The organism is Helicobacter sp. 13S00401-1 (assembly GCF_002272925.1).
In the GTDB taxonomy this organism is placed as follows: Bacteria; Campylobacterota; Campylobacteria; order Campylobacterales; family Helicobacteraceae; genus Helicobacter_I.
This window is the reverse complement of the sequence record NZ_MLAR01000004.1, coordinates 26807-53552: the sequence shown is the minus strand read 5'-3', so window position 1 is coordinate 53552 and position 26746 is coordinate 26807. Positions and strand designations below refer to the sequence as shown.

23 protein-coding genes and 4 tRNA genes are annotated in these 26746 nt (G+C 35.3%); 9 read left to right on the top strand and 18 right to left on the bottom strand.

Going from position 1 to position 26746, the window contains the following annotated elements; genetic code table 11:
• The first annotated feature begins 6 nt into the window (after nt 1-6).
• The 5 genes from flgL (at nt 7) to BKH43_RS03380 (ending at nt 7672) form a co-directional block, all read left to right on the top strand.
• Complete coding sequence (gene flgL / locus BKH43_RS03400; RefSeq protein ID WP_095228581.1) at nt 7-2586, top strand: flagellar hook-associated protein FlgL; 2580 nt, start codon at nt 7-9, stop codon at nt 2584-2586.
• Nucleotides 2587-2849: 263 nt separating this feature from the next.
• Nucleotides 2850-3833 carry a nitronate monooxygenase gene (locus BKH43_RS03395; protein ID WP_095228579.1) on the top strand — a complete coding sequence of 328 codons (984 nt, stop codon included), beginning with the start codon at nt 2850-2852 and terminating at the stop codon, nt 3831-3833.
• Nucleotides 3834-4018: 185 nt separating this feature from the next.
• On the top strand, nt 4019-5137 hold the full coding sequence (gene tgt, locus BKH43_RS03390; protein WP_095228577.1) for a tRNA guanosine(34) transglycosylase Tgt: 1119 nt from the start codon (nt 4019-4021) through the stop codon (nt 5135-5137).
• Entirely contained in the window at nt 5125-6225 is a 1101-nt protein-coding gene (locus BKH43_RS03385) for a UDP-N-acetylglucosamine--N-acetylmuramyl-(pentapeptide) pyrophosphoryl-undecaprenol N-acetylglucosamine transferase (protein ID WP_253248034.1), read from the top strand. Before tgt ends, BKH43_RS03385 begins: the two co-directional genes overlap by 13 nt.
• 424 nt (nt 6226-6649) lie before the next feature.
• Nucleotides 6650-7672 carry a type II asparaginase gene (locus BKH43_RS03380; RefSeq protein ID WP_095228575.1) on the top strand — a complete coding sequence of 341 codons (1023 nt, stop codon included), beginning with the start codon at nt 6650-6652 and terminating at the stop codon, nt 7670-7672.
• Nucleotides 7673-7925: 253 nt separating this feature from the next.
• Here BKH43_RS03380 and BKH43_RS03375 read toward each other — a convergent pair whose 3' ends face one another.
• The 7 genes from BKH43_RS03375 to BKH43_RS03345 form a co-directional block, all read right to left on the bottom strand.
• Nucleotides 7926-8831, bottom strand: coding sequence for an outer membrane beta-barrel protein (locus tag BKH43_RS03375; RefSeq protein WP_095228573.1), 906 nt, complete (start codon nt 8829-8831; stop codon nt 7926-7928).
• 292 nt (nt 8832-9123) lie between these two features.
• Nucleotides 9124-10353 carry a U32 family peptidase C-terminal domain-containing protein gene (locus tag BKH43_RS03370; RefSeq protein ID WP_095228571.1) on the bottom strand — a complete coding sequence of 410 codons (1230 nt, stop codon included), beginning with the start codon at nt 10351-10353 and terminating at the stop codon, nt 9124-9126.
• Entirely contained in the window at nt 10353-10736 is a 384-nt protein-coding gene (locus BKH43_RS03365) for a biopolymer transporter ExbD (protein ID WP_095228569.1), read from the bottom strand. The genes BKH43_RS03370 and BKH43_RS03365 overlap by 1 nt, the downstream gene beginning before the upstream one ends.
• 11 nt (nt 10737-10747) lie before the next feature.
• Nucleotides 10748-11962 (bottom strand): hypothetical protein, encoded by a 1215-nt coding sequence (locus BKH43_RS03360; RefSeq protein WP_143429023.1) that lies wholly within the window; start codon nt 11960-11962, stop codon nt 10748-10750.
• 45 nt (nt 11963-12007) lie between these two features.
• Nucleotides 12008-13171: a sigma-54 dependent transcriptional regulator gene (locus BKH43_RS03355; RefSeq protein ID WP_095228565.1), complete on the bottom strand. Its 1164-nt coding sequence runs from the start codon at nt 13169-13171 to the stop codon at nt 12008-12010.
• Nucleotides 13172-13204: 33 nt separating this feature from the next.
• A complete protein-coding gene (locus BKH43_RS03350; RefSeq protein ID WP_095228563.1) occupies nt 13205-13756 on the bottom strand; it encodes a hypothetical protein in 552 nt (183 codons plus the stop codon).
• Nucleotides 13757-14677 carry a hypothetical protein gene (locus BKH43_RS03345; RefSeq protein ID WP_095228561.1) on the bottom strand — a complete coding sequence of 307 codons (921 nt, stop codon included), beginning with the start codon at nt 14675-14677 and terminating at the stop codon, nt 13757-13759.
• A 110-nt stretch (nt 14678-14787) separates the two neighbouring features.
• Between BKH43_RS03345 and BKH43_RS03340 the strand changes: the two genes are divergently transcribed.
• The 4 genes from BKH43_RS03340 (at nt 14788) to BKH43_RS03320 (ending at nt 22541) form a co-directional block, all read left to right on the top strand.
• On the top strand, nt 14788-16119 hold the full coding sequence (locus tag BKH43_RS03340) for a homoserine dehydrogenase (RefSeq protein WP_095228559.1): 1332 nt from the start codon (nt 14788-14790) through the stop codon (nt 16117-16119).
• A gap of 203 nt (nt 16120-16322) precedes the next feature.
• On the top strand, nt 16323-18356 hold the full coding sequence (locus BKH43_RS08605) for a methyl-accepting chemotaxis protein (RefSeq protein WP_095228557.1): 2034 nt from the start codon (nt 16323-16325) through the stop codon (nt 18354-18356).
• 989 nt (nt 18357-19345) lie between these two features.
• On the top strand, nt 19346-20743 hold the full coding sequence (locus BKH43_RS03325) for an anaerobic C4-dicarboxylate transporter (protein ID WP_095228553.1): 1398 nt from the start codon (nt 19346-19348) through the stop codon (nt 20741-20743).
• A gap of 400 nt (nt 20744-21143) precedes the next feature.
• Nucleotides 21144-22541, top strand: coding sequence for an anaerobic C4-dicarboxylate transporter (locus BKH43_RS03320; RefSeq protein WP_095228551.1), 1398 nt, complete (start codon nt 21144-21146; stop codon nt 22539-22541).
• 180 nt (nt 22542-22721) lie between these two features.
• Here the strand turns inward: BKH43_RS03320 and BKH43_RS03315 are convergent, their stop codons facing one another.
• From BKH43_RS03315 to rpsP, 11 genes are all read right to left on the bottom strand, one after another.
• Nucleotides 22722-23039 (bottom strand): outer membrane beta-barrel protein, encoded by a 318-nt coding sequence (locus BKH43_RS03315; RefSeq protein WP_095228549.1) that lies wholly within the window; start codon nt 23037-23039, stop codon nt 22722-22724.
• Between the two features lie 666 nt (nt 23040-23705).
• Nucleotides 23706-23793 (bottom strand) — tRNA-Ser (locus BKH43_RS03310).
• Between the two features lie 95 nt (nt 23794-23888).
• Nucleotides 23889-23962 (bottom strand) — tRNA-Cys (locus tag BKH43_RS03305).
• 18 nt (nt 23963-23980) lie between these two features.
• A tRNA-Leu gene (locus BKH43_RS03300) sits at nt 23981-24067 on the bottom strand.
• A 7-nt stretch (nt 24068-24074) separates the two neighbouring features.
• Nucleotides 24075-24149: transfer RNA gene (locus BKH43_RS03295), tRNA-Gly, on the bottom strand.
• Between the two features lie 220 nt (nt 24150-24369).
• On the bottom strand, nt 24370-24639 hold the full coding sequence (locus tag BKH43_RS03290) for an EscU/YscU/HrcU family type III secretion system export apparatus switch protein (protein ID WP_095228547.1): 270 nt from the start codon (nt 24637-24639) through the stop codon (nt 24370-24372).
• Nucleotides 24640-24645: 6 nt separating this feature from the next.
• Nucleotides 24646-25014, bottom strand: coding sequence for a 50S ribosomal protein L19 (gene rplS, locus BKH43_RS03285; RefSeq protein WP_095228545.1), 369 nt, complete (start codon nt 25012-25014; stop codon nt 24646-24648).
• A gap of 11 nt (nt 25015-25025) precedes the next feature.
• Nucleotides 25026-25748, bottom strand: coding sequence for a tRNA (guanosine(37)-N1)-methyltransferase TrmD (gene trmD / locus BKH43_RS03280; protein WP_095228543.1), 723 nt, complete (start codon nt 25746-25748; stop codon nt 25026-25028).
• A 6-nt stretch (nt 25749-25754) separates the two neighbouring features.
• Nucleotides 25755-26246: a ribosome maturation factor RimM gene (gene rimM / locus BKH43_RS03275; RefSeq protein ID WP_143429022.1), complete on the bottom strand. Its 492-nt coding sequence runs from the start codon at nt 26244-26246 to the stop codon at nt 25755-25757.
• Between the two features lie 4 nt (nt 26247-26250).
• Nucleotides 26251-26493 (bottom strand): KH domain-containing protein, encoded by a 243-nt coding sequence (locus BKH43_RS03270; RefSeq protein WP_095228538.1) that lies wholly within the window; start codon nt 26491-26493, stop codon nt 26251-26253.
• A gap of 8 nt (nt 26494-26501) precedes the next feature.
• The gene (rpsP, locus tag BKH43_RS03265; protein ID WP_095228536.1) at nt 26502-26735 is read right to left on the bottom strand and encodes a 30S ribosomal protein S16; all 234 of its coding nucleotides are present in this window, start codon (nt 26733-26735) and stop codon (nt 26502-26504) included.
• Nucleotides 26736-26746 lie beyond the last annotated feature (11 nt).

The window sequence follows — 26746 nt, the reverse complement described above, 5'->3', positions numbered from 1 at the left end:
ATGCAGATGAGAGTAACATTTGGCACTAAATATAATCAGATGGCAAATAATCAAAGCGCGCTCGCAGAAAAGCTAAATGACACTAACGCAAAGATAGCCTCTGGCATGAAGATCCAACAGCCATATCAAGACTCAAGCATCTTTAATCAGAATCTTAAACTTCAGTATGATGAAACAACACTAGGTCAAAATATAGATGTAGCAAAAAGCGCTCACACTGCTACTTTAAACACAGACCAAGCCTTAAGTGATATCTCAAAGTCTATGGATGACTTTAAAACTAAACTTTTATATGCAGCTAATGAAGTCCATACGCCTACTTCAAGACAGGCCTTAGCAAACGATCTTAAAAGCATAAGAAACCACATCATAAACGTGGCTAATACTTCCATAGGTGGAGAGTTTATCTTTGGAGGAAGCAGAGTAGATGAAAGACCTTTTGATGATGATGGCACTTATAGGGGGAATAATCAAGAGTTAAAAGCCCTACTTGGCTCTAAAAACGAAGTTCCTTTTAATATAACTGGTAAAGACTTATTTCTAAGTGCTGATAATGATAAGTCTAGAAAGATAACTACTAATATGCCTCTTTATAATCAAAGACTTTTACACCCTGGCACGATGGACGCTGATAATCAAACAGCAGAGCCTAAAGAAGTTTTTATAAAAGAAAGCGATACCCTAAGAGATCTAATAGGTGATAATGACACCAACACTACTAATAATGACAAGGAGTACTTTTATATAAGAGGTGTTAGAAGTGATGGCAGTGCATTTAAAGAAAAATTTGGACTTGACTTAGATTATAACAACCAACACTCAGCCACTAAGGTAAAGGATTTGCTAGAAAGGATAGGTAAGGCCTTTGGCAATACTAATCTTTCTAAAGCTGTAGAAGTAAAACTTAACGCCTGGGGCGAGATAGAGATAAAAGACTTGCAACATGGAAGCTCTAGCCTAGACTTTCACATGATCTCAAGTGATAAAAATGTAGATAATATAGACCAGCTAGAAAAACTTGGTGCACATATAAAAGTCTATAATATGCAAAATATCACACCAACCCATACTCTAAGCACGGTAAGTGGTGTTGATAATAAATATGATAACCGCCTAGTAAGCTTGCCTAATGTCTTTATAAATAAAGATAACTCCATGCCTGGGCGTTTAACTAAGTTAGAAGATGTAGTCTCAAGTGATACAAGATACATAAAGATCACTGGCACATCTCCAAATACAGATGATGGCAAGATAAATAATGCCCCCCTAGGTGGAGAGAAAAGAAAGCCTTTGATAGTAGATGTCAAAGGTGCTACACTAGGTGATCTTACAGATGAGATACAACGCTACTTTGGTGGAAAAGTAGAAGTAGAGATAGATGAAGGTGTTATAAACATCTTTGATAAAAATGTAAAAAGTACCTTAAAAGATAGTGTTGATGGGCCATTTGATGGTGAGCATGGACTAAGTATAAATATGGAATCTTTAGATAAAAATATGAAAAGTGTTAATGGCTTTTCTCCTCCACTTGGCGCAAGCTACGTAGAAGGTGGTTTTAGGCTAAATGGAAGCTCACTAGATGCAAATATAGCCCAAAACATAGCTGGTACTTCAAAACTTGCTACTGAAGATTCTAAGCTTATAGATGTAACTACTGGCTCACTTAATAATAAAACTTATAATATGCTGCTTCATGATCATAATGGCGTAAAAGTTGAAGCTAGCTTGCATTTTAGTGACCAAGGTACTTTTTTAGAACTACCTCCTAAGGATGGAGAAGATGCAAGAGATAGAGGAGCGCCTTTACTCATACCTATTTTTAATCCAAAAGATGCCCCACCAGCAGTAACCATAACTAAGGCTAATGATATAACTTATAGACAGTTAATGGATGCCATGAGTATAGCTCTTAACTACTCTAATCTTAGTGCAAAAGACTTACAAAATGCAGAGATTATAAAAGCTCCAACACAAGAAAACAAGCTAGCTTATGAAAACTTACTAAAAGACTCTGCTAGAAATATAGACGTAAGTTTAGACACTGATGGCAAGATGCACATAAAAGACTTGACACGCTCAACTACTAGGATGAGATTTAACATATCAGATAGTGATGAAAACGACTTTAGTGAAAAAGCCACAAAAGCAAACTCAGCCATGCTTAGGCTTAATGCAAACTCAGCCCTAACTATAGATGACCCTAAGATAAACTTTTTCAAAGGGCTAGATGAAGCCATAGAAGCGGTTAGTAAAGGTATCTATAGGCCAGGCTCACTTAATAAATCTAACTACTCAGATGACTTAGAAAATAGAGGCATACAAAATAGCATCTCTTTAATAGACCATCTAAGTGATCATATAGAAAAAATCATTGCTAAAAATGGTGCCCATTCAAGGAGTTTTGAATCTGCCATACAAAGACAAGAGATGGTAAAAACTCAAGTTAGTGCTATAAAAGGAGAAACTATAGGTGCTGATATAGCTAAAACTTATAATGAGTTTAATAATCTAACTAATAACTATAATGCCGTCCTTGCTTCAACTAGTAAGATCAATCAACTCTCGCTAGTTGACTACTTAAGATAGCCTTTTTATCACTACTTATTACTAGTATGTATTTAGCAAAATAGTTTGCATTTATAATTTTTATCATGTATTAGATTCCTAGTGCATGATAAAGAAAAATCCATTTTTTAGTAACATTTTTCTAACTTTTTAAACTTATAAATGGGTGTTAACTTAACTAAACCTTAAGGTAACCCCGCAAGCAAGACCTTAAATATAAAAAGTTTCCTTAAATATTCTAGACTTAAAGCTAGTATTTAAACTTAAAAAGGAAACTTATATTAATGAAAACTAACCCAGTCTGTGAAATATTAAACATACAAAAACCAGTTATACAAGGCCCTTTATCATGGCTTACTAATGCAAACTTAGTTGCTAGCGTAAGTAATGCTGGAGGCTTAGGCGTACTGGGACCAAGTGCAGGGCTAAATGCACAAACTGCAGCTTCTTCTCCAAAAGATGCCGCAGATAAAATGCGCGAAGAGATAAGAAAAACTAAGGCTTTAACTAGCAAACCCTTTGGAGTTAATATCATACCAAGACCTAAAGATGATATATGGACAGAGCCTTTATTAGACGTGCTAAAAGAAGAAGGAGTAAAAGTAGTAGTTTATACAGGTTATGGCGAGGATGTAGTGATACCATCTTTGTTTGAGTGGCTAAAAAAAGAAGATATTAAAATCATCTATCGTGACATCAATCCTAGTCCGAAAAATACCATCCTTGCAGAATCTGCAGGCGCTGATATCATAGTAGCTACTGGCTTTGATGAAGGAGGCACTTTGCCAGCTAAGGCACTAGGAACTTTTTCTATAGTGCCTTTGATAGCAGATTCTCTTAAAAATATCCCTTTGCTAGCAGCTGGCGGTATCACTGATAGACGTAGTGCTAAGGCTGCACACGCCCTTGGTGCAAGTGGAGTTTTTGCTGGTTCAGTTTTTATAAGTGCTAAAGAAAGCCCAGTACCTTTAAGCATCAAAGAAAAAATAGTTGCTAGCAATGGTCTTGATTTACTACTTTTTAGAACTATGCCAGATTACTATAGGTCCCTTCCAGGAGAGCTTGCAGAAAAGCTTTTAGCTATGGATAAAGCAGGCGCTAGTAATGAAGCTATAGGCGAAGCTATGGGCGGTACTCTAGGTCTTCGTATAGGCATGCTTGAAGATAACTCTAAAAAAGGCTATATCTCACTAGGTACAGGTATAGGGAGTATAAAAAGCATAAAAAGCGTAGCAGAGATAGTTGATGAACTAAGCATTAAAGAGTAAAAAAGAAATAGCCCTTATAACTGAAGGCAAATATCATATGTCAGCAGCACATGATATTTTGCCTTTTTTGCCATTACTAAGTGGGATATAAAAAGCCATTTTCTCACTTAGTTATCATTTGCATATTACCCCTAACTTCTATTAGAATCTAGCTTTTTAATAACTAAATACAAAAGAGTAAGAAAATGCTTTTTACACTAAAACATCAAGACAATAAAGCCCGTGCTGGAGTGCTTCACTTAAGTCATGGCGAGGTTGAAACACCTATCTTTATGCCAGTTGGCACACAAGGGGTTATAAAGTCCCTTGATAGCACTGATGTAGAAAATCTTAGCTGCAACTTAATCTTAGCTAACACCTATCATATGTACTTGCGTCCGGGGATAGAGATATTAAAAGACTTTGGAGGCGTGCATAAGTTTGCAAACTTTAAAGGCAACTATCTAAGCGATAGCGGGGGCTTTCAAGTCTTTAGTCTAGGGGGAAATGTAAAAGTTTTAGAGCATGGAGTAGAGTTTAAAAGCCATATAGATGGTAGTAGCCACACTTTCACACCTAGCAAAGTTTTAGATATACAGTACGCGCTAAACTCAGACATCATGATGGTTTTAGATCATCTTATAGGCCTGCCTGCTAGCAAAGATAAGGTTTTAGATTCTATAAATCGCACTACAAGATGGGCAAAAGAAAGCATAGAGTATCACAAACTTCAAAAAGAGTTAGGCCTTGCTAAAACTAATAATATCTTTGGAATCATGCAAGGAGGCACAGACTACACTTTACGCAAACAAAGCGCAAAAGACTTAGTAGAGTTAGACTTTGATGGCTACGCTATAGGTGGGCTAGCTGTTGGGGAAGGCTTTCTTGAGATGGTAAATACTATTGATTTTAGTTGTGAGTTTTTACCACAAAACAAAGCTAGATATCTAATGGGAGTTGGAACGCCTAGAGACATACTAGAAGGTATAGAGCGAGGGGTTGATATGTTTGATTGTGTTATGCCTACAAGAAATGCAAGAAATGCAAGCATCTTTACAAGCAAGGGTAAGATAAATATCAAAAATGCCATGCATGCTACTTCTCACCTCCCACTTGATGAAAACTGCAACTGCCACACTTGCAAAAACTACTCACGCGCCTATCTTCACCACCTTTTTAAAGCCCACGAGATAACCTATCACCGCCTTGCAAGCATCCATAATCTCTACTTTTATCTAAATCTAGTTAGAGAGGCTAGAAAAGCTATAATGGAATCTAGATTCTTAGAGTTTAAAAAAGAAAGGCTAGAAGCATGGCAGAGTTAGAAGATGATATGACTAAAGAAGATAAAAATAATATAAAAATTTGCATAGCCGGTGGAGGCACTGGCGGGCATTTAAGCATAGTTAAAGCCCTAGCCCTAGCTTGCAGAAGACTAGGCATAAAGTGCATTTATATAGGCTCAACTATAGGCCAAGATAGGGCCTGGTTTGGAGAGGGCTCTAAAGATAATAGGCTTTTTAGCAAGGCTTACTTTTTAGATTCCAAACCTGTAGTTGGTAGAAATATCATCATAAAGCTTTTAAACTTGCTTTTTATCTTAAAAGCTAGCCTAAGGGCAAGAAAGATTCTAAAAAAAGAAAATGTAACTCACGTTATAAGTGTTGGTGGCTTTAGTAGCGCTCCTGCTAGTTTTGGCGCTTTTATGTATAAGTGCCCACTTTTTTTACACGAACAAAACTCTATCTTAGGTCAAGCTAATGGCGTCTTAGCTAAAAAAGCACTTAGAATCTTTTCAAGCTTTCCTTTAAATGTTCCAGATTTGATAGAAACTAGCTATCCAGTTAAAGTCGAGTTTTTCCAAAGCGCAAGAGTGCGCACAGATATAAAAACTATCCTTTTCCTAGGGGGCTCTCAAGGCGCAAGGGCTATAAATAATCTTGCTTTACGCCTAGCGCCCTTACTAGATTCTAAAGGCATAAAAATACTTCATCAAACTGGCAAACTTGAGTATGAAAAGATAAAAGATGCCTATAGCGACTTAGGTATAAAGGCTGAAGTTTTTGACTTTAGGAGTGATATGCCAGATTTGATGGCAAGTAGTGACTTTGCTATAAGTAGAAGTGGGGCAAGCACTCTTTGGGAGTTAAGTGCAAATGGTCTCCCTGCCCTCTTTGTCCCCTACCCCTATGCTGCTAAAAATCACCAGTTTTTTAATGCTAAGTTTTTGGAATCTAAAAATCTAGCCTTACTTTACACAGAAAGTGAGTTAGCAGAAAAAAGTGAAGATTCTATCTTAGAAGAGATCTTTAACTTCCCTTTAAAAGAGGTTTCAGAAGGACTTCAAGGTCTTATAAAAAGTGAAGGCGCAGAAGAGATAGTAGAAAAGATGTTAGATTACAAGAAGGTTTAAAATAAAAGTTATGTCAACTTAATAAACTTTAATAAAAGTTTTTATTCTTATATTATTAAATCTCATAAATATACAAAAGCTAGGAAATTAAAAATCACACTGCCAAAGGCATTCTCGTCTTTAGGTTTTTGCTATCACAAAAAACGAAAAAGACAGAATATATGGATTGCCATGTCGACATATTCCATGTCTCCTCGCAATGACATAACACGTTGTGTTATTAGGCGATAGCACTACTCTCGCCCGTTTCGTACTGACAAAAATCACAAAAAAAATAAGCAGGATAAAAAAAGAAAGTATTAAAATATAGAATCTAAACATATAAACTTAAAATCTCTTATAAAACTTATGTAGCTAGTGATTGTTTTTTTGTAAAATTAAACATTCTACATTAAAAGGATCTAATTTGTTTAAAAGGATATTAATGGCACTAGCCCTAAGCCTTGGCGTCATGCTTGCTAAACCTAATATAGTCATACTAGCTACTGGGGGCACTATAGCTGGAAGTAGTAATAGTGCTACTAACTCTTCTTATACTGCAGGAGTTGTAGGAGTAGATAAACTTTTAGAAGCAGTACCTGAGTTAAAAAACATAGCAAACATTAAAGGAGAGCAAGTCTCAAACATAGGCTCTCAAGATATGAACGATGAAGTTTGGCTAAAGTTAGCTAGGCGCGTAGATACCCTCTTAAAACAAAAAGATGTTGATGGAGTAGTTATAACTCATGGTACTGATACTATGGAAGAAACTGCGTACTTTTTAGATCTAGTAGTAAAAACTAAAAAACCTATAGTTTTAGTTGGCGCTATGAGAAGTGCTACATCTATGAGTAGTGATGGCGCACTTAACTTATATAACGCAGTAAGCGTAGCAGCTAGTAAACAAAGTATTGGCAAAGGTGTATTAGTAGTTATGAACGATGAGATTCATGCTGCTAGAGAAGTCACTAAAACTGATACAACTTCAGTTAATACTTTCGCCTCGCCTAATGCTGGCAAACTTGGCATGGTCTATTATGGTCATGTGAAATACTACATGGAATCAACTAGGAAAAACACCTATAAAAGTGGGTTTAATATAGAAGATATCTCCTCTCTCCCTCGTGTTGATATCATCTATGCTCACCCTAATGACACGCCAGACTTTGTAAACCTAGCTATTAAAAATGGCGCTAAAGCCATAGTGCTAGCTGGCATGGGCGATGGGAATCCTTACCCAAGCGTGCTAAAAGCCCTAGCAGAAGCTGTTAAAAAAGGCGTTATAGTAGTTAGAGGAAGTAGAACTGGAAGTGGCTATGTAGTGCGTAATGAAGAAGTAAATGATGATAAGTATGGCTTTTTAACTAGTGATGATTTAAATGTACAAAAAGCTAGAGTCTTGCTTCAAGTAGCCCTTACTAAAACTAGCGATCCTAAAAAGATACAAAAGTACTTTAGTGAGTACTAAGATAAGCACATATAGATAGGTAACTTTTAATAAAAGCTTACATCCTAGCTAATATCACCACTATAGATGAACAAGGCGTGTGATAATCTATGCAAGAAAGATAGAATCTAGATAGCTTCTAGATTCTATAAATAAGCTTTTTAACATTTATACACTCTTACAAAGAGATATAGAGTATGCTTACTTTAGGATCAAAGACTACTTAGGAGGGTAAAAATACATCCACCTAAAAATAGTCTTTACAAACTATCTTCTAAAATGTATAGCTATAACCTGCTTGTAAGATGTAGTTTTTTAGGTTAATAGCTCCATAGCTAGTAGAAGGACTATTATCTTCACTTTGATCACTTGGACCTTGTATATTCATAGTGGTAGCAAGAAGGGGGATCTTAGCTCCTAGACTGATGGTTGAAGAGCCAAGATCTAAGTTCACACCGACATTTAATGGCAAGGCTAGTCCTACTGCTGTAGCACCATTTATAGATCCTTTATGTTCACTTGGTTCTTGCAGCGTTTTTAACTGAGGATATGCACTTGCAAAAGCAGCTAAACCTGTTTGTCCCAAAGATGTTAAAAATACACTAGGAGTAGCGTGGGCATCATACTGATAAGCCCCACTATAAAAGTCAGCCCCTATACCCATACCTAGGAAAAAGCCTAGATATCTAGTGGCATTAAAAGTAAAGTCTATATTAGCAGCTGCTAGGTGGTTAGTTAAAGTAGCATTTAGGTTTGTATCTGTTTTAACACTTGATTTAGATTCTAGTCCTGAACTAGTAAGAGTGCCTAAAGTCCCTGTGCTATCAAGCTTATTAGCAAAAGCTACGGCTAAAGGTAAAAGTGGGTCAGTTTCAGAGCTTTTCTTTTTGCCATAGCTTTGAGAAAAGTTATAACTTGCATAAACTCTCACACCAAATCTTTTACTTAACTCCTGCTTATATCCTATCTCAGCGCCTAAACTATAGCCTATACCAGAAGTAGGCAGTTGGTCTTTAAAATGTTGATAATTAGGCTTAAGCTCATAATCAGTGCTAGTTATAGGCAAGCCTGCATTAATCCCTACAAAAACTCCACTTTTAGCATAAACTGCAGAGCTAAAAAACAAACTTGAAACCACACCTACACCTAGTAAAACTAGTAAAGATTTCTCTTTTTTCATAAAACATCCTTAAATATATCTATCTGATAGCATTAAGTTTTATTGTAGTGGAAAACAGAGGGATTTTGAAGGATAAAAAAGTAAAGATTTATTAACGTATAAACATTTTGTAACGATAATAAAACAAGGCACTAAACAAGGTCTAAAGTTTTTGCTTTTTAAAGTTTTAACATAGATAAAACTTAGAATCTAAATGCTATAAACTCTTATGCTAAAGCAAGCTAGCATGCAAAATAAACATGTGGGTTAAAGGCAAAAAAGCAAAAAATAAAAAAGCTAGGCGAGAAGAAAACTAACTTAGCTTTTTTCTTAAAAAACTAAAACCTTCTAACTTAAAAGGTAGTCTTATCCTGTTTACATTGCCACTATGGATTTCTTCTACTTCTTTGCCATTTTCTAGCTCTATCTTAGAAAAACTTATACTTTTTATATCACCCTTTGGAGAAACTACTTCATAGCTTTCATTTTTAAATATCTTATCTTTACAAAGGCAAAACTCACCATCTTCACTAACTTGGGCTACTACTTGAAAGCTGCCTTCACTTATAGCAGTTTGCACATTTTGAGTGTCACTTTTTTCAAAAGGACGCTTTATGATATAGCCATCAGTAAAGCCGCGATTTTTAAGCGTTAAAAGCTCATTTTCATAACTTCTAATATCTTGGAATCCTTTATAGTAGTCATCAATGGCTTTTCTATAAGTCCTAGTAGTGATACCTGCGTAGTACTCACTTTTTGTCCTTCCTTCTATCTTTAAAGCATCAATTGCGCCACTATCAAGGATCTCTTTTATATGAGCACTAAGATTTAAGTCCTTAGAGTTAAAGATATGAGTGCCAACTCCTTCTTCTTCATGAAGACGCATCATAACGCCATTATCAGGATTTCTAACATAGTATTCATAATCAAACCTGCAGTCATTAGCACAGCTTCCGCGGTTTGGCACGCGTCCACTTTGAAGGCTAGAGATTAAACAGCGCCCTGAAAAAGCATAACACATAGAGCCATGCACAAAGATCTCTATCTCCAAATCTGGCAAGGCCTTTTTTATCTCCATGCAGTCTTTTAGGCTTATCTCACGCGCTGCAACTATGCGCTTAACTCCTAGCTCGTAAAAGACTTCAGCATCTAGGACATTTAAGACATTAGCTTGGGTTGAAAGGTGTATAGGAACCTCTGGGGCTAGCTTTTTAGCTAGTCTTACAACACCAGGTGCTGCTATGATAAAAGCATCTGGACTAAGAGAGGCCATCTCTATAATGTGCTTTTTTAAAAGCTCAAGCTGGGAGTTAAAAGGAAAGCCATTTAGCGTTACATAAACTTTTTTACCGCGTGCATGGGCGTAGTCTATGCCTTCTTTAAAGCTTTCAAGTGTGAAATCTTTTGTAGCTCTATTTCTAAGTGAGAAGTGACTTACTCCTCCATAAACTGTATCTGCACCGTAGCTAATGGCGATTTTTAACTTAGTAAGATTTCCTGCAGGAGATAAAAGCTCTACTTTTTTATTAATTTTAGATTCCATTATTTATCATCCACTGAGACATAAACTTTACTAAGCTCTAAGTCTTTAAGCACGCTAACTACTTGCATGAAGTTTTCTACACTGCCATCTTTATCTGTGTTTAAGATAATGTTAGTGTTTTTATCTAAGCTAGAAAGAGCATCTTTTAAAGCACTAACATCTACTTCTTTATCATTAGCATAAATCTTGCCTTTTTTATCTATAGAGATAGTAAAGCTTTTATCATTACTTGTAGCACTAGAGCTAGCTTTTGCATCAACTTTTGGTACGTTTAAAGAGACTTTTGGGTGGTTAACAAAACTAGCTGATGTTAGGACTATAACTAGTAAAACTAGCATGATATCTATGAAAGGCACTAAGTTTAAAGAATCTATTTTTTTCATTACTCTTCACTTTAATTTGTAGTATTAGGCGCGAAATAGTAGCCCTTAGGTTTAAAAAAGCGGTTATTGTATATGACTTGATTATGCTTTATAGGCTCACTAAAAAACTTATCTAGGTTATTAACCTGTAAGTCTAAAAACATCTCTACGCCTATATCAGTTGCGTAATTTACCCAGTCATACTTTAAGTCCCCACTTAATAAGTTAGTGTACTCCATTAAGTTATCATTAGTTTGGCCTATGGCATTAACTACTAAAAGATTTTCTACATCTTCTGGTTGAGTTAGAGTTAAAAGGACTGGGTTATAGTTTATCTGAGTTGAAAGAAAGTATTTTGGAGTGATATTAAGCGTGCTAATTTGTGGGATGATAAGGCCACTTTTTATAGCTGAGGTATTAAACACAACCATAGAGTTATCAAGCATGACTTCTTGGTCTTGTAAGCTTTGTTTATAGTTTGCAGCTAGTTTTGAGGTGATGGTATCTTGATAGATAATATTTTTACTATCTTTAGCTAGGGTGTTTCCTAGAATCATGCCTATGTAGCTATCATCATTATAAGCTATCACAGAGCTATTTTTTGCAAAGTCTGAGATAAGTTTTATCTGGGCGTTATAATCTATCCCGCCAAAAACCATCTTTTTAGGGACGGAGAAATCTATCTGGTTGATATTTACAGTTGGCACATAAACTAGCCTATCTACGTTTACATTTTGCACCAAAGCTTTAACACCACTTTGAGTAAGTATGGCTATAACATAGTCATAGTTTTCTGCTTTTAGTTCATCATAAGCTTTTACTAAGTTTTCTGGACTTTCATCTATAGAGTTAAAAACTTTAAAGTTAAAATCTATCCCGCGAGATACAAGATAGCTCATAACAACATCTGGGGTAGAAACTGAGTAGCGGCCTATTAACTTTTGGGGCATTAAAAGAGCTATGCGTAAGACTTTATCGCTTATGGTGTCTTCATGATACACAAAAGAATCTAGATAAGAACTAGCTACTTTAAAGTCTGATTTTAAAGCTACATCACTTGTGCCCTTATAGTGAGAAAGAAAGCTTAGATAAAGTTTTTTATTAAAAAGATCGTGCATACAGCTAGCATCACAGCTTGACTTTGAAGTATTTAAAACCTCTTGAGTAGGTGGCAAAAGAGGAGAGATAATGTAGCTTTTAGCCTGCAAAGATATAACAAGCATGACAAATACAACTAGCTTACGCAACATTAGATCCTTAGCGTTAATATAGGAGTGAATTCTAACAAAATATTAAAGCAAACCTTTTTCTCTTTCATCTAAATACAAGTCACTTTGCTTGATAGTATCACCTTCACTTAGTATGCAAGATCGCTCTATGACAGATAAAAGCTCTCTTATATTACCTGGCCAACTATATTCAAGTAGCCTAGCCTTAGCATCTTCACTTAAAACCTTAGTGCTAAAGCCGTAATTTTTACATATATTATCTATATGAGTTAGGGCTATGGGTAATATCTCTTCTTTTCTATCTTTTAGAAGTGGAATCTTAATAGGCACAGTTTGAAGTCTAAAAAATAAATCCTCTCTAAACTCATGCTTACTTATCTTATCTTTTATATCTGCATTAGTAGCTGAGATAAATCTAACATCTATCTTTATAGGCTTAAAGCTTCCTAACCTTGTTATCTCCTTTTCTTGCAAGGCACGAAGTAGTTTAGCTTGGAGGGCTAAAGGCATCTCTCCTATCTCATCTAAGAATATACTTCCACCTTGTGCGCTTTCAAAAAGCCCTATCTTTTGAGCACTTGCATCAGTAAAAGCACCTTTTTCAAATCCAAAAAGTTCAGATTCTAAAAGATTTTCTGGGATGCTAGCCATGTTTAGTGCTACAAAGGGTGCAGCACTCCTTTTTGAGTTTTCATGTATGTAGCGTGCAAAAACTTCTTTACCAACCCCACTAGCCCCTAAAAGCAACACACTTGCATCAGTAAGGGCAACTTTTAAGGCCATGTTTTTTGCCTCTTCTAAAGCAGGTGAGCTAGCTTGAAAAAAGCTTTTAGTTTTTGGGAGAGCAAGCTTTTTTTTAGGAGCACTTTTTTCAAACTCAACTAGCTTTTTAGTCCTATAAACTGCATCTAGCAAATCTTTAGGCTCAAAAGGTTTTTGAAAAAAGTCCTTTACTCCAAGACGTATAGATTCTATGGCTTTATTTAAAGTGGCATTGCCTGTTATGACTATAGCTTCATAACGCCCTTTTAACTCAGATAAAAAAGTTAGTCCATCCATATGAGGCATATTAATATCAGTTATAACTAAAGAAAAGCTATCATCTAGGGCTTTTAGGGCATCTTTTGGATTTTTAAAGCTAACTATCTCTAAGTCTTTATAGTCTAGGAAAAAAAACTCTAAGCCTTTTCTCATATTAATATCATCTTCAACTATGGCTATCTTCATATTTGCCCTCCTTTAGGTTTGGTTACTAGGCATCTAGTTATATCTTTTAGGTTTATAAAATACTAGCTCTAAACTATCATCGCTAAAACTTACTAACATGTAAGAGGGCATAAGTCTAAGATGACTAAAGGCCTTAGTTTGAAAGTTGCTTGTTAGATCGTTAGTATCTATGCTAGCTTCATTTTGCATAAGACACTTAAGTAAAGAATCTACATGTGTGTTTAAGATTCTATAAATCTCATAGCTAACTTGCTTTTCTACATAGGCTTGTTTTTGTAAGTCACTAAAACTACCTGGAACGTCTATAGCAAAGCTTCTTGCCTTAAAAGGAACACTGCAGCTAAAAAGTGGCTTTAACTTTTCTTTTAAGATGATAGGAACTAAGGGCTTAGATATCTTTAAGTCTTGTCCTTTTGGGATGTAATCAAGTGTCGTAAAGTCATAACTTACTATAAACTCTTGAGGCTTAGAATCTGTGATAAACACCTTATCATCAGGCTTTTTATCTATCTCTAAGTCCTTAGCACTACTTAGGCTAGCTAAACTAAAAAGCATGATAAAACACATAGCACTAAGGAATCTCATCTAATTATCTTTTATGCTCCAGTCAAATAATGTAGCCTTAGCCGCTAAGTCATGTTTATCAAAGTTAAAAAAGGCTAAGTTTACATCTTGCTTGCTTTTTACTTTAAGTGTTAGACCGCTAGAGTTAAAAAAATCTTTAAAAGCTTGTGTGCTTCCTTCATCAAGTACGCCAGTTACTTGAGCTAAAAACACCATAGCATCTATCCCATTTTGTATGCTTTTTGTATAAGCTGCTTTTATAGTCTTAGGATCTTCAGAGTTACCAAGGGCCCTTTCATAATCTAGGGCATTACTATCAAACTTAGCTAAGAAATCACTTGGATTTATCACATTAAAAGCAAACTCGAAGGAAAAAGGTGTGTTTTGATTAATGGTACTAAAAGCATCTACTAAGTTATCAAAGTTTTGTTTGAAAACAACTTTAGAATCTATAATGCTTTGTATGCCCCCTTCTAATAAGTCACACTTCATAGTCCCTACTGAATCTTGTGCACCAAAGTTTATCTTGCAAGTTACATGTTTTGGCTGGAGGGTTTTTAAAGCAGCCAGTGCTACTTTGTTAGACTGAGTTGCATTAAGCACAGAGCTTAATTTAAAGTCTAAAAGCATATTTAAGTCAGTGCTATCTCTTTTAGTTTGCAAACTTATATCTTTTGAACTAAGCATCTGATTATCAAAAGCTAGCGAGATGCCCTTACTGGCACACTCTATATTTCTAAAACCGCTACATTTAAAGGGCTGGTACTTTAAGTCTATGTGTTTGCTTTTAAGTTTTAACTTAGCTTCATGGAGCTTGGCATTAATAGTTGTTTCGCTTCTATGAGATACATAAAAGTAAGAAAACACTAAGGCAATTAATAACACTATAATGATTAGGACGCCTACTAGATTAAGCAAGATTCCTATTTTTCTAAACTTCATTGAAACTCTTCGTGGTGGTGTGCTTATAACATAATGTCTTTTGGTATTCTAACACAGGTTATAATTAAGGTTTATTTAGATTATACCTAAGCGCTAAAAGGCAGACTAACTTGAAAGATATAAATATAGCTATAATCGGTGTAGGCACCGTTGGAAAAAGCGTAGTAAAGATATTACAGACTAATAAAGACATACTCAAAGCAAGATGTGGTGTTAATCTAGTACCGCGCATTGGAATCTCAAGAGATATAGATGATAAAGAGCTTAAAAGTCTAGGCATACCTTTAAGCACTAATATAGATGATGCTTTTAGTGATCCTAGTATAGAAGTAATAGTTGAGCTAATAGGTGGTGTAGAACTTCCTTATGAGATAGCACTAAGGGCACTAAAAAGTGGTAAGGCCTTTGTAACTGCTAATAAGGCCATGCTTGCTTATCATAGATACGACCTAGAAAAGCAGTGCAAAAACTCCGCCATAGGCTTTGAAGCAAGTGTGTGTGGTGGTATACCTATAATTAAGATTCTAAAAGATGGCCTTGGGGCTAATCACATACTTTCTCTTAGCGGCATAATGAATGGTACAAGTAACTACATCCTAACTAAGATGAGTAAAAGCGGACTTAACTTTAAAGTAGCCCTAAAAGAGGCACAAGACTTAGGCTACGCTGAAGCTGATCCTACTTTAGATATAAGTGGAGGCGATACAGCCCATAAACTTTTAATCCTAGCAAGTATAGCCTATGGCATAAATGCTAAGTTAGAAGACATCTTGGTAGAGGGCATAGAAGAGATATCTCAGATAGATATACTTTTTGCAAAAGAGTTTGGCTATGTTATAAAACTTTTAGGCATAGCTAAAAAAGAGATTCATAGTGATGAAGTAGAACTTAGAGTGCATCCTTGCTTGATATCACAAGATAAGCTTTTAGCTAAGGTAGATAAGGCTATGAATGCAATTAGTGTAGTAGGTGATATGGTAGGAGAGACAGTTTATTATGGTGCTGGAGCTGGTGGGGCGCCAACTGCAAGCTCAGTAGTTAGTGATATCTTAGAGATAGCAAGAAGTAAAACTTCACCTATGCTAGGTTATATGAGCTCACATGAAAATACTCTAAAACTAAAACCTATAGAATCTATCTCAAGTAAGTACTACATAAGATTAAATGTAACTGATAAACCAGGAGTTTTAAGCGATATAGCATTAGTGTTTGCTAAGTATAAAGTTTCAATTAGAACCTTGCTTCAAAAAGAAACTTGGGAGCAAGATAAAACACATAAAAAAGACTTAGATACTACTTGTATAGAATCTAAACCTAAACATGCAACCTTGCTTCTTTCAACTCATATATGTGCTGAGCTAGATATACAAAAGGCATTAAACGAGATAGAAAAGCTAATCTGTGTAGTTTGCAAACCTTATATGATAAGGCTACTAGACTAAGATTTATGCTATTTCTAAAAGCTTTTAAACTACTTTTTATCTTGGCTTATAAAAGCTAAGATTTTATCTCTTCTTATCCTTGCTTTTAGTTTCCCAAAAAAGTAAAATTTTTATTAAATGTTTAGTTTTTCTAAAACATCTTTGGAAAATGGACTAAACTTCACATATTACAAACACATCAAAGAAAAGAAGAGGGATTAGGCATGAGATTAAACATCAAAGGTAAGCAAATCTTGCTTGTGGTCTTTTTACTGATAATAAGTCTGATTTACTGCGTGATGCTGCTTACTAAGCACTTTAGTCTATATAGACAGCTATCTTTGGTCCCAGAAAACATATACTACGCAAAGCAAGTATCAACCTTAGTTCATGAAATACAAGTTGAAAGAGGACTTGGAGGTATGTATGTAACTAACGCAAGTGAGGCTACAGAGCTACCTTATAACAGACAAAAGATTAAGGTTGATGAAGAGTTCAAAAATCTATTAGCCTTTATGCAAAATGATGGAAATGAACGAAGTAGTAAAGATATACAGACAGTAAACAAAGATTTTAAAGACTTACAAGACTTTAGAAAGCGCATTAATGAAGGCTACTACGTTACTGAAACTGCAATAGCTACTTACTCAGACATCATAGATAGGCTAATAAAAATAGTAAGCACAAGTATAAGTAATAGCCTTATAGATGAGCGTATAAACTACTCTTTACTTGGTGCTTATAATCTAGTATATGCAGCTGAGGCTATGGGGCTAGTAAGGGCTAATGTTGCAGGTGTTTTTGAGATAAATGAAAGGATGAATGTAGATCAATCAAAACTTACTTTTTCTAACCTTGGTATCTTTAACTCCAGCCTTACTAGAGCTTTAGAATCTCTAGACTACTATAATGCTTATAAAAACTTAGGTGAGATAAATGACGCTAAGTTTGCAGCCACTAAAAGCATGATTAATGTCCTCTATCAAAAAGCAGACTATGGCAACTATGGTGAAGATTCTAAAGCGTGGTTTCAGATCTCTAGTGGATATATCAACTTTTTAAACGACAAGATTAGCGACATACTAGAGTTTTCATTACAACAGACAAAAAGTATAGTTAGAAATGAAGTAAACTCCATCATATGGGTGATAATAATAGCAATCATAACACTAATAATAGGCATAAGCCTAAGCATATCTTTCATAAGAGGCTTTGCTAACTCACTTAAAAAACTCCAAAGTGGAATCTTTTCTTTTTTAGACTACGTAGGACACAAAACACAAACCTTAGAAGAGATTAAAATCTACTCAAAAGATGAGTTTGGAGAGTTAGCAAGTATCATCAATCAGTCTATTGCTAATGTCAAATTAAACCTAGAAAAAGATGAAAAGCTAGTTGGTGAGATAACTACAGCCTTGGAGCAAGGAAGGCTAGGAAACTTCCAAGGCAAACTAGTCTTAGAATCTCAAAACGAACAGATAATGAAACTAAGAAATAATCTATGCGAGTTTTTAAATCTCATAGGACAAAACTTTGCTCTAATCTCAAGCACCATGGAATCTTACTCACAAAATAACTTTCTTTCTTCAGTAGCTTCCATAGGGCTAAAAGGAGGCTTCTTAGAGCTAGCTCAAAACTTAAACAAACTTCGTGATGCTATAGTTTTAAACCTAAACTCTAACCTCAAAGTTTCAAACAACCTAGCCCTTAAAGCCCAAAGTCTAAATAACGTAACTTCTAAACTTAATGACCTAACGGGCAATCAAGCCAAAGCCATGGAAGATAGCGCTAGTAATATGAATAATATAAGTGCGTCTTTACAAAGCATTAATGAAAAAAGTGAGAACGTCTTAGCACAAAGTGAAGGTATAAAAAGTATCACTAAGATGATACATGATATAGCCGACCAGATAAATATACTAGCGCTAAATGCCGCCATAGAAGCAGCTAGGGCTGGAGAGCATGGAAGAGGCTTTGCAGTTGTTGCTGATGAGGTTAGAAAGCTAGCTGAAAAAACTCAAAAGTCTTTAAATGAGATAGAAGGCAGTATATCTTTGCTTTCTCAAAGTATAGATGAGATGTCTCAGTCTATCTCTACTCAAACTCATAGCGTCTTAGAGGTTAATAACGCCATATCTAGCCTTCAACACCAGATAAGAGATACTTTAAACATAGTTGATGAGTGTAGTGCTATAGGTAAAAATATAGATTCAGTATCAAAAGTTATGATAGAAGATGTAAAGAAAAATAGATTCTAAGAATCTAATAGGCAAAGTCTAATAAATGAAGTCTAAGTTAGAAAAATCTAACTAAGCAAGACTATATAAAAAGAGCTGTTACTAAGATATAGCAGCTCTTTTACTAGCTAGCTATCACAGGCTAGACTTATGCGTAAAGCAAGTAGTGATGATCTAGTATAAAAAAAGTTTTACAAGCAGCTAATAACCTTTACTCCATTACACAATCTTAAGTTTACTTATAAAGATCGTTTAATAGGCAGCTATCTCATACACAATAAGGCTTCCAATAATTATATTTTTTAAGGCCTGTGGCATTCTCGCTTTGTTTCGTGGTGCAAAAAAGCGGAGACAAGCAAGCAGTAGTGCTTACGCCATTTTTTTCGAGGAAACTTCGTTTTCAAGGAAGCTTCGCTTTCGAGGAAACTTCGTTTTGCTAGAAACGGAAATGAGCCAAGGCCCTCCCCCTTGACTCACGCTAAAAAAAAGTCTTTCTTGAAAGAAAGCCCTAGTTGCTTATAGCAACTAGTACTAGTTTCAAAGAAGCTTACGCTTTCGCAGGTTTTGTGGGAGTTAAGGAGAGGTTAAACCCCTTTTTCAAGGAAGCTTCACTTTCGAGGAAACTTCGTTTTCAAGGAAGCTTCGCTTTGGTTAGAAGACACAAAAATAATAATCCATGCAAAAAAGAAAGTGTTGGAATAGATAGCTAATCAAGTTTGCAAAAAAAAAGTAATACTGCTCGTTAAAAACGATCCAAATTCCATAAAATATAACAAATATTTATTAGATATAAAAAAGTTAACCTTTAGTTTTTAATATAAAGATTATCGATAAAATAGATTATTTTAGTGATAAAAATTATTTATATGTAACTTTTTATTATGGGTATTTTATAAACTAATTTATTTAAGTAAATTAATATTATCTTTTAGTGTCTCCAACTATCAAAAAACATCCTATACTTACCTCCTATTTTCTAAGGCAGCATCGCTTTACTAGGAGGTTTTTTTATGAGTTTTTTAATGAATTTAAATGAAGGCACACAGTTTATCATCCAGATAATCATAGTCATACTTTGCCTTTTCTTTGGGGCAAGAAGGGGGGGGATGGCACTAGGTTTACTAGGCGGTGTAGCATTAGTTATATTTGCCTTTGGATTCCATATAGCCCCAACCTCTCCTGCAGTTGATGTAATGCTAACCATACTTGCCGTTGTTAGTGCTTCAGCCACACTTCAAGCAAGTGGTGGCTTAGAAGTCATGCTTCAAATCGCTGAAAAGATCTTACGTAAAAATCCAAGATTTGTAAGTATATTAGCCCCTCTTGTAACTTGTACCTTGACAGTTCTTTGTGGAACTGGACATGTGGTCTATACTGTACTTCCTATCATTTATGACATATCTATTAAAAACAACATAAGACCTGAGCGCCCAATGGCAGCTAGCTCAGTTTGTGCACAGCTTGGTATCATAGCCTCTCCAGTAAGTGTAGCAGTAGTTACCTTAACTGCATTTTTAGTTAACTCAAAGTCTCATCTTGCAGGTTTTGATGGTTACATAGACTTACTTAAAATCACTATCCCAGCGACTTATCTAGCCGTTATAATCGTTGGAATCTACTCCATGTTTAGAGGCAAGTCTTTAGATAAAGATAAAGCTTTTCAAGAAAGATTAAAAGACCCTGAGTTTAAAGCTAACCTTTATGGTACAAGTGGAGAAAGCTCTCTTATAGGTAAAAAACTTGCTAAAAGACAGTGGGCTGCTATGTGGATCTTTTTAGGCGCTATAGTCATAGTGGCAATCCTTGGTTACTTCAAAGAATTAAGACCAGTTTTTAACGTAGGTGGCAAAGAAAAAGTTATGAGTATGGTTGATATCATACAAATTTTCATGTTACTAACTGGTACAGTCATACTAATCTTTACCAAAACTGATGCTGCTAAGATCTCACAAAACGCTATCTTTAAGTCTGGGATGATAGCACTAGTAGCTATATTTGGAATCTCTTGGATGGCTAATACTATGTTTTCAGTCCACCTAGATATGATGAAACATCTTTTAGGCGGAGTTATCATAGCCCATCCTTGGACTTATGCCATCATGCTCTTTGTTATATCCTACTTTATAAACTCTCAAGCAGCAGCCTTAGTAGCTTTTGTGCCACTAGCTTTAAGTATAGGAGTAAGCCCTGGGATAATAGTAGCCTTTGCACCAGCTTGTTATGCTTACTATATCTTGCCTATATATCCAAGCGACCTAGCGGCCATTCAGTTTGATAGATCAGGAACCACGCATATAGGCAAGTTTGTTATAAACCATAGCTTTATATTCCCTGGACTTATAGGAGTTATAAGCTCTTGTATCTTTGGCTACATAATAGCTAGTTTTGCAGGCTATGTGCACCTATAAGCACGGCCCAAGATTCTAATATCATAAGAAAAAAGACTTATAAAACTTAACTTTTATAAGTCTTTTTTTACTTTAGTCTTTTTCTTCTTTCCTCTTTTAATCTAATCTAGTTTTTATCTTATATGTCATTTTTACTTGATATTTGTATAACTCTAAAAACCATTATATATGTTACTTTTTTACTATAAATTAAAAAATAGACTATCTGAATATATACATATGTTTCTTTATGTAAAAGATTTGAGAAGTTATTAAGCATACTTGATAAAGATATGTTCCATAATGTTATAAAATAATAATAGTAAATAAATAGTAAATAATTTTATAAAAAAAAGTCACTTCTAGTAAAAAGCTATTATAATGCCTTGCATGAAATGAGAACTTATGCAAGGAGAAGAAAATGAGTTTTTTAATGAATCTAAACGAGGGCACCCAGTTTATCATCCAGCTAATCATCGTGCTTATATGCCTCTTTTATGGAGCTAAAAAAGGAGGTATGGCATTAGGACTTTTAGGAGGTGTAGGGCTTTTTATCTTTACTTTTGGATTCCATATGAATTTAGGAAAACCAGCAGTTAGTGTTATGCTAACCATACTTGCCGTTGTTAGTGCTTCAGCCACACTTCAAGCAAGCGGCGGACTAGATGTCATGCTTCAAATCGCTGAAAAAATCTTACGTAAGAATCCAAAATACGTAAGCATACTTGCCCCACTAGTTACTTGCACGCTAACTGTGCTTTGTGGGACAGGGCATGTAGTTTATACAGTGCTTCCTATAGTTTATGACATAGCCATAAAAAATAATATTCGTCCTGAACGCCCTATGGCTGCTAGCTCGATTTGCGCTCAACTTGGAATCATAGCCTCTCCAGTAAGTGTAGCAGTAGTAACCCTAACTGCTTTTTTAATAAATGACAAAACCCACCTAGCAGGCTTTGATGGCTACATAGACTTACTTAAAGTAACTATCCCAGCTACTTATATAGGAGTTTTAGTAGTTGGAATCTACTCTATGTTTAGAGGCAAGTCTTTAGATAAAGATAAAGCTTTTCAAGAAAGATTAAAAGACCCTGAGTTTAAAGCCCATCTTTATGGAGATAGTGGAGAAAGCTCTCTTATAGGTAAAAAGCTTGGTAAAAGACAGTGGGCTGCTATGTGGATCTTTTTGGGCGCTATAGTCATAGTGGCTATACTTGGCTACTTTAAAGAGTTAAGACCAGTTTTTGAAATAGGCGGTAAGCATAAGGCTATGAGTATGGTTGATATCATACAAATTTTTATGCTACTAGCTGGTACAGTTATACTAATCTTTACTAAAACTGATGCTGCAAAAATCGCTTCAAATGCTATCTTTAAGTCAGGTATGATAGCCTTAGTCGCAGTCTTTGGAATCTCATGGATGGCAGATAGTATGTTTGGAGTACATACTCCTATGATAAAAGCCTTGCTTGGAGATGTAGTCTCACAGTACCCTTGGACTTATGCTGTAATGCTTTTAATCATCTCAAAGTTTGTTAACTCTCAAGCAGCAGCCTTAGTAGCCTTTGTGCCACTAGCTATAGGTATAGGCGTAAGCCCAGGGATAATCGTAGCTTTTGCATCAGCTTGCTATGGCTACTACATACTCCCTACTTATCCAAGCGACCTAGCAGCCATCCAGTTTGATAGATCAGGTACTACACATATAGGCAAGTTTGTTATAAACCATAGCTTTATACTCCCTGGTCTTATAGGTGTTATAACAGCTTGTATCTTTGGGTATCTAATAGCTGGTATGGCAGGGTATGTAGCTTTATAGGTTAAATTTTAAAGAAGAAAGGAAAATCTTAAAACTATAACTATCACTAGTTAAACTAGTGATAGCAAAAAGGACTTTGTATAAAAATGTACTTTAAGGCTCTAGATTAAAAAGTATAGGTATAACCAAGTTGTATGATGTAGTTTCTAAGTGTACTACCTTTTATAACTTGCAAGGATGCTAGTCCACCATCTGCAGATTCGCTTGTAGTGCTTGAACTAGAGCCATTTTGCAAGGCTTGAACTTTTTGTGCAGTAGCACGTTTACATCTGTACCAAGAACTGGTACCTTAGCGCCTAATGATATGGTGTTAGATTCATTTACATTAAAGTTAAAACCTACGTTTATAGGTAGAGCAAAGCTTCCACCACTTATACCAAAATCAGCAAGATTAGCTATATTAAAAGATCCACTGTAGTCAAAGTAACCTAAACCTATACCTACATAAGCACCAAACATCTTATCAAAGTTATAAAAGTAATCAATATTTGCAACCACTAAGTGATTTAAGATATCAGCTTTATGTTCTAATAGGTCCTATAGCTTTACTAGCAAAGCTTTGAGAAAAGTTATAGCTTAGATAGTATTTTAGACCCATATCTGTAGTTAAGTCTTGCTTGTAACCTACATTTACACCTAGTGTGTAACCTATCCTAGTTGCTAAGATAAATGCCTGAACTAAAGAAGGGATATCAGTAGCTGAAGTTATAAGAAGACCTAGGTTGCCACCTACAAAAATGCCACTTTTGCATAACTTGCAGAACTTAGAGCTACTACTAAATCTAGTACGCCTACAAGGGTCTTTTTTCTCATTTGATAAATCTTTAAAAATTAATTAATGAAGTTAAATTAACATCATACACGTACTGTAATCAAAAAAAGCAAGTCTGCAAAGTAGAAGTGATAAATAAGGAGTTTAGTTTATGATTACAAGAAACTAAAATATAAATAGCTTAAAAATATTAGACCTTAAAGACTAAGGCTAATATATTAAGCGTCATAATCATTATTGGAGGATTGTAACTTAGCTAACACTACTAACTATTATGAAAGTAACTAAAGCTAAAAAGTACATTAAAAAAAAGTAAAAAGTAAAATAAAAATCTTTAAAGGAAAACTTTAAAGATAAAAGGATTCTAAAACAGCAAGTTTACTAACTGCTTCTGGCCGGGAGAAAGGGATTCGAACCCCTGGAAGTGTTACCTTCAACGGTTTTCAAGACCGCCGCTTTCGACCACTCAGCCATCTCCCGCGCATATATAACTTAAATCTTAAAGCCTAATTGTATATGTACAAAAAGCGATAAAGTTTAAAAAGTATTTAAAATTATTAAAGATTACTTAGAACTGGAGGCGACACTCGGATTCGAACCGAGGATCAAGGCTTTGCAGGCCCATGCCTTACCACTTGGCTATGTCGCCGCCATCCAACTAGGTAAATGGTGCCCGGAGCCGGACTTGAACCGGCACGGACGCAATATCCGAGGGATTTTAAGTCCCTTGTGTCTACCATTCCACCATCTGGGCTAAAACTTGGAGCGGGAAACGGGGATCGAACCCGCGGCCCCAACCTTGGCAAGGTTGTGCTCTACCACTGAGCTATTCCCGCATGAATTACTTAAAAAAGAATTACAATTGTACTTTTTAATTTTAATAAAAGCAAGTTTTTTGCACTTAAATTAAACTTAAAATAACTAAGGCAAAATAAATGCATAATACTTAATGTAAGTGTTACTTTAAAGTATCTCTTATAAAAGTTACTTTAAAGCTAAAAAGCACTATTACATGTAAAAATCTCAAACTCAGTCATAGATTCTAAAACTCCAATCTCAAAACCTACTTATCTGAGTACTTTTCTCACTGTTTTGTAACCACACAAAAACTTCAACCACTGCTTGATAAAGCTCTGGAGGGACGTTAGCGTTAACATCCATATGGACTAAAGAGTCAACTAAAACCTCATTTTTAAACAAAGGCACATCAAACTCACTAGCCTTTTGGACTATGGCTTTTGCTATCTGCCCTACACCACTAGCTACTATCCTAGGACTACTATCTTTATCTTTATCATAGGCTAAAGCAGCAGCTTTTTGTTGCATATAAACTTAGGCTGTCACTACTTTTCTAAGTTCTTTTATCCTTGCAGCTTTTCCTTTTCTATCTCTTAGATAATAAAGCTTAGCTCTTCTTACGCGCCCTACTCTTAGAACTTTTATACTTTCTAGTGCGTCGCTATAAAGTGGAAAGATTTTTTCAACACCTATGTTATTAGCTGAGATTTTTCTAATAGTAAAAGTTTTATCAACTCCATTACCATGCACTGCTATGCAGATACCTTCGAAGTTTTGTATCCTAGTCTTATCACCTTCAGTTATCTTTATACCCACTTTTAAAGTATCTCCAGCTTTAAAGCTAGGAACTTCTCTACCTTGTAGCTGAGCGTTTTCAAAGTCTTGAATGTAGCGATTTTTCATTTTCATAGTCCTTATTTTTGATGTAAATCCGGTCTGAAGTAAGCAGTCTTCATAACAGATAATTTTAGTTTTAAATCCGCAATTTTAGCGTGGTTTCCCTTTAAATATTCTAAAGGGACACTTTCTTTATTAAAAATATCAGCTTCAAACTTTAAATCTAAACTCTTTTTAGATTCTAAATCCTTACTAGAATCTAGTCTAGTTGCAAAGTTTGGTGCTTCAAGTAGTGAGTTTTCAAAACTCTCTCCTTCTAGTGAATTTTGATTACCCAAAACTCCTTTTATGTACCTAGCTATACTATCTGCCATAGCACTTGCTGCTAGCTCACCACCAGTTAATATAAAGTCTCCTAGACTAAAAACTTCGTGAGCATCTAACTCTATATTTCTCTCATCAAAGCCTTCATATCTTGCACACACAAAACTTATATGCTTAAACTTACTTAAGCGTTTAGCATCTTTTTGACTAAAGCGAGCCCCACAAGGAGACATAAATAAGATTCTAGAATCTTTAACCTCAGCTAAAACTCTATGAAGCAAGTTAGGCAAGATAACCATACCAGCTCCTCCACCTATAAGTGCACTATCTACTTTTTTATAAGGGTTAAGCGCGTAATCTCTTATATTAAGATAATTAGTCTCTAAAAGGCCTAGTGTGCGTGCCCTACCTAGGATACTATCAGAAAAGTAAGGGGCTATAAGCTCTGGAAAAAGAGTTATAAAACTAAACTTCATATAAACTTAAGGTAGCAAGTAAAGTGCATCTATGCTAAAAAGGCTTTTAGATTCTAAGTCTATCTTTAAAACAAACCTATCTATATAAGGTAGTAAAAAGATCTTTCCCTCAGGAGTTTTTACATGGAGATAATCAGTTGTATTAATACGTTGTATATCTACTACTTTACCAAGTACTTTGGAATCTTCTATAACGCTTAAGCCAACTACATCATCATAAAAGTACTCATCTTCTTTTAAAAGAAGCTCTTTTTTACTCTCATCTTCACTAGCAAAAAGCTCAGTGTTTGTTAAAAGCTTTGCAGATTCTAAAGAGTTTACATCCTTAAAGCCTATATGAGATTTTTCTAAGCTTATATAAGCTATCTCAAAAGATTTTAAAGTCTTTGAGTAAAGCACTCGTCCCACTTTTAAAAACTCTGGAAAATCGCTAATCAAAGTAAAACGCATAAGCCCTTTTACTCCTACACTAGCTCCAAGCCTTAAGACAAGTAACATAGCTTTAGGTGTTACTTTGTACACTTACTTTATAGCTGATGCCATCTTTTGCTTTGCAAGCAGATATAAAAGTCTTTATAGCACTTATCATCTTACCATCTTTTCCTATAAGTCGCCCAACATCACTGCTGGCTACATAAATCTCTATCTCACAAAAGTCCATCTCTTTCATGGTCTTTTTTATGCTCACAGCATCCTTGTTAGCAACTATCTTTTGTGTATAGTGTTTTAGAAAGTCTTCTACCACTTAAAACGCTACTTTTGCTTAGTTAAGGCCTCTATACGTTCACTCATCTTAGCACCTACACCCTTCCAGTAGTTAAATCTTTCCATATCTATCTTGAAGCTTGCAGGTTCAGTTAGAGGGTTATAGTAACCTATAGATTCTATCCAGCCACCATCTCTTCTTTTTCTAGAATCTGTAACTACTATCCTATAAAATGGTTTCTTTTTTCTCCCCATTCTAGTTAGTCTTATAACTGTAGCCATGAACATCCTTT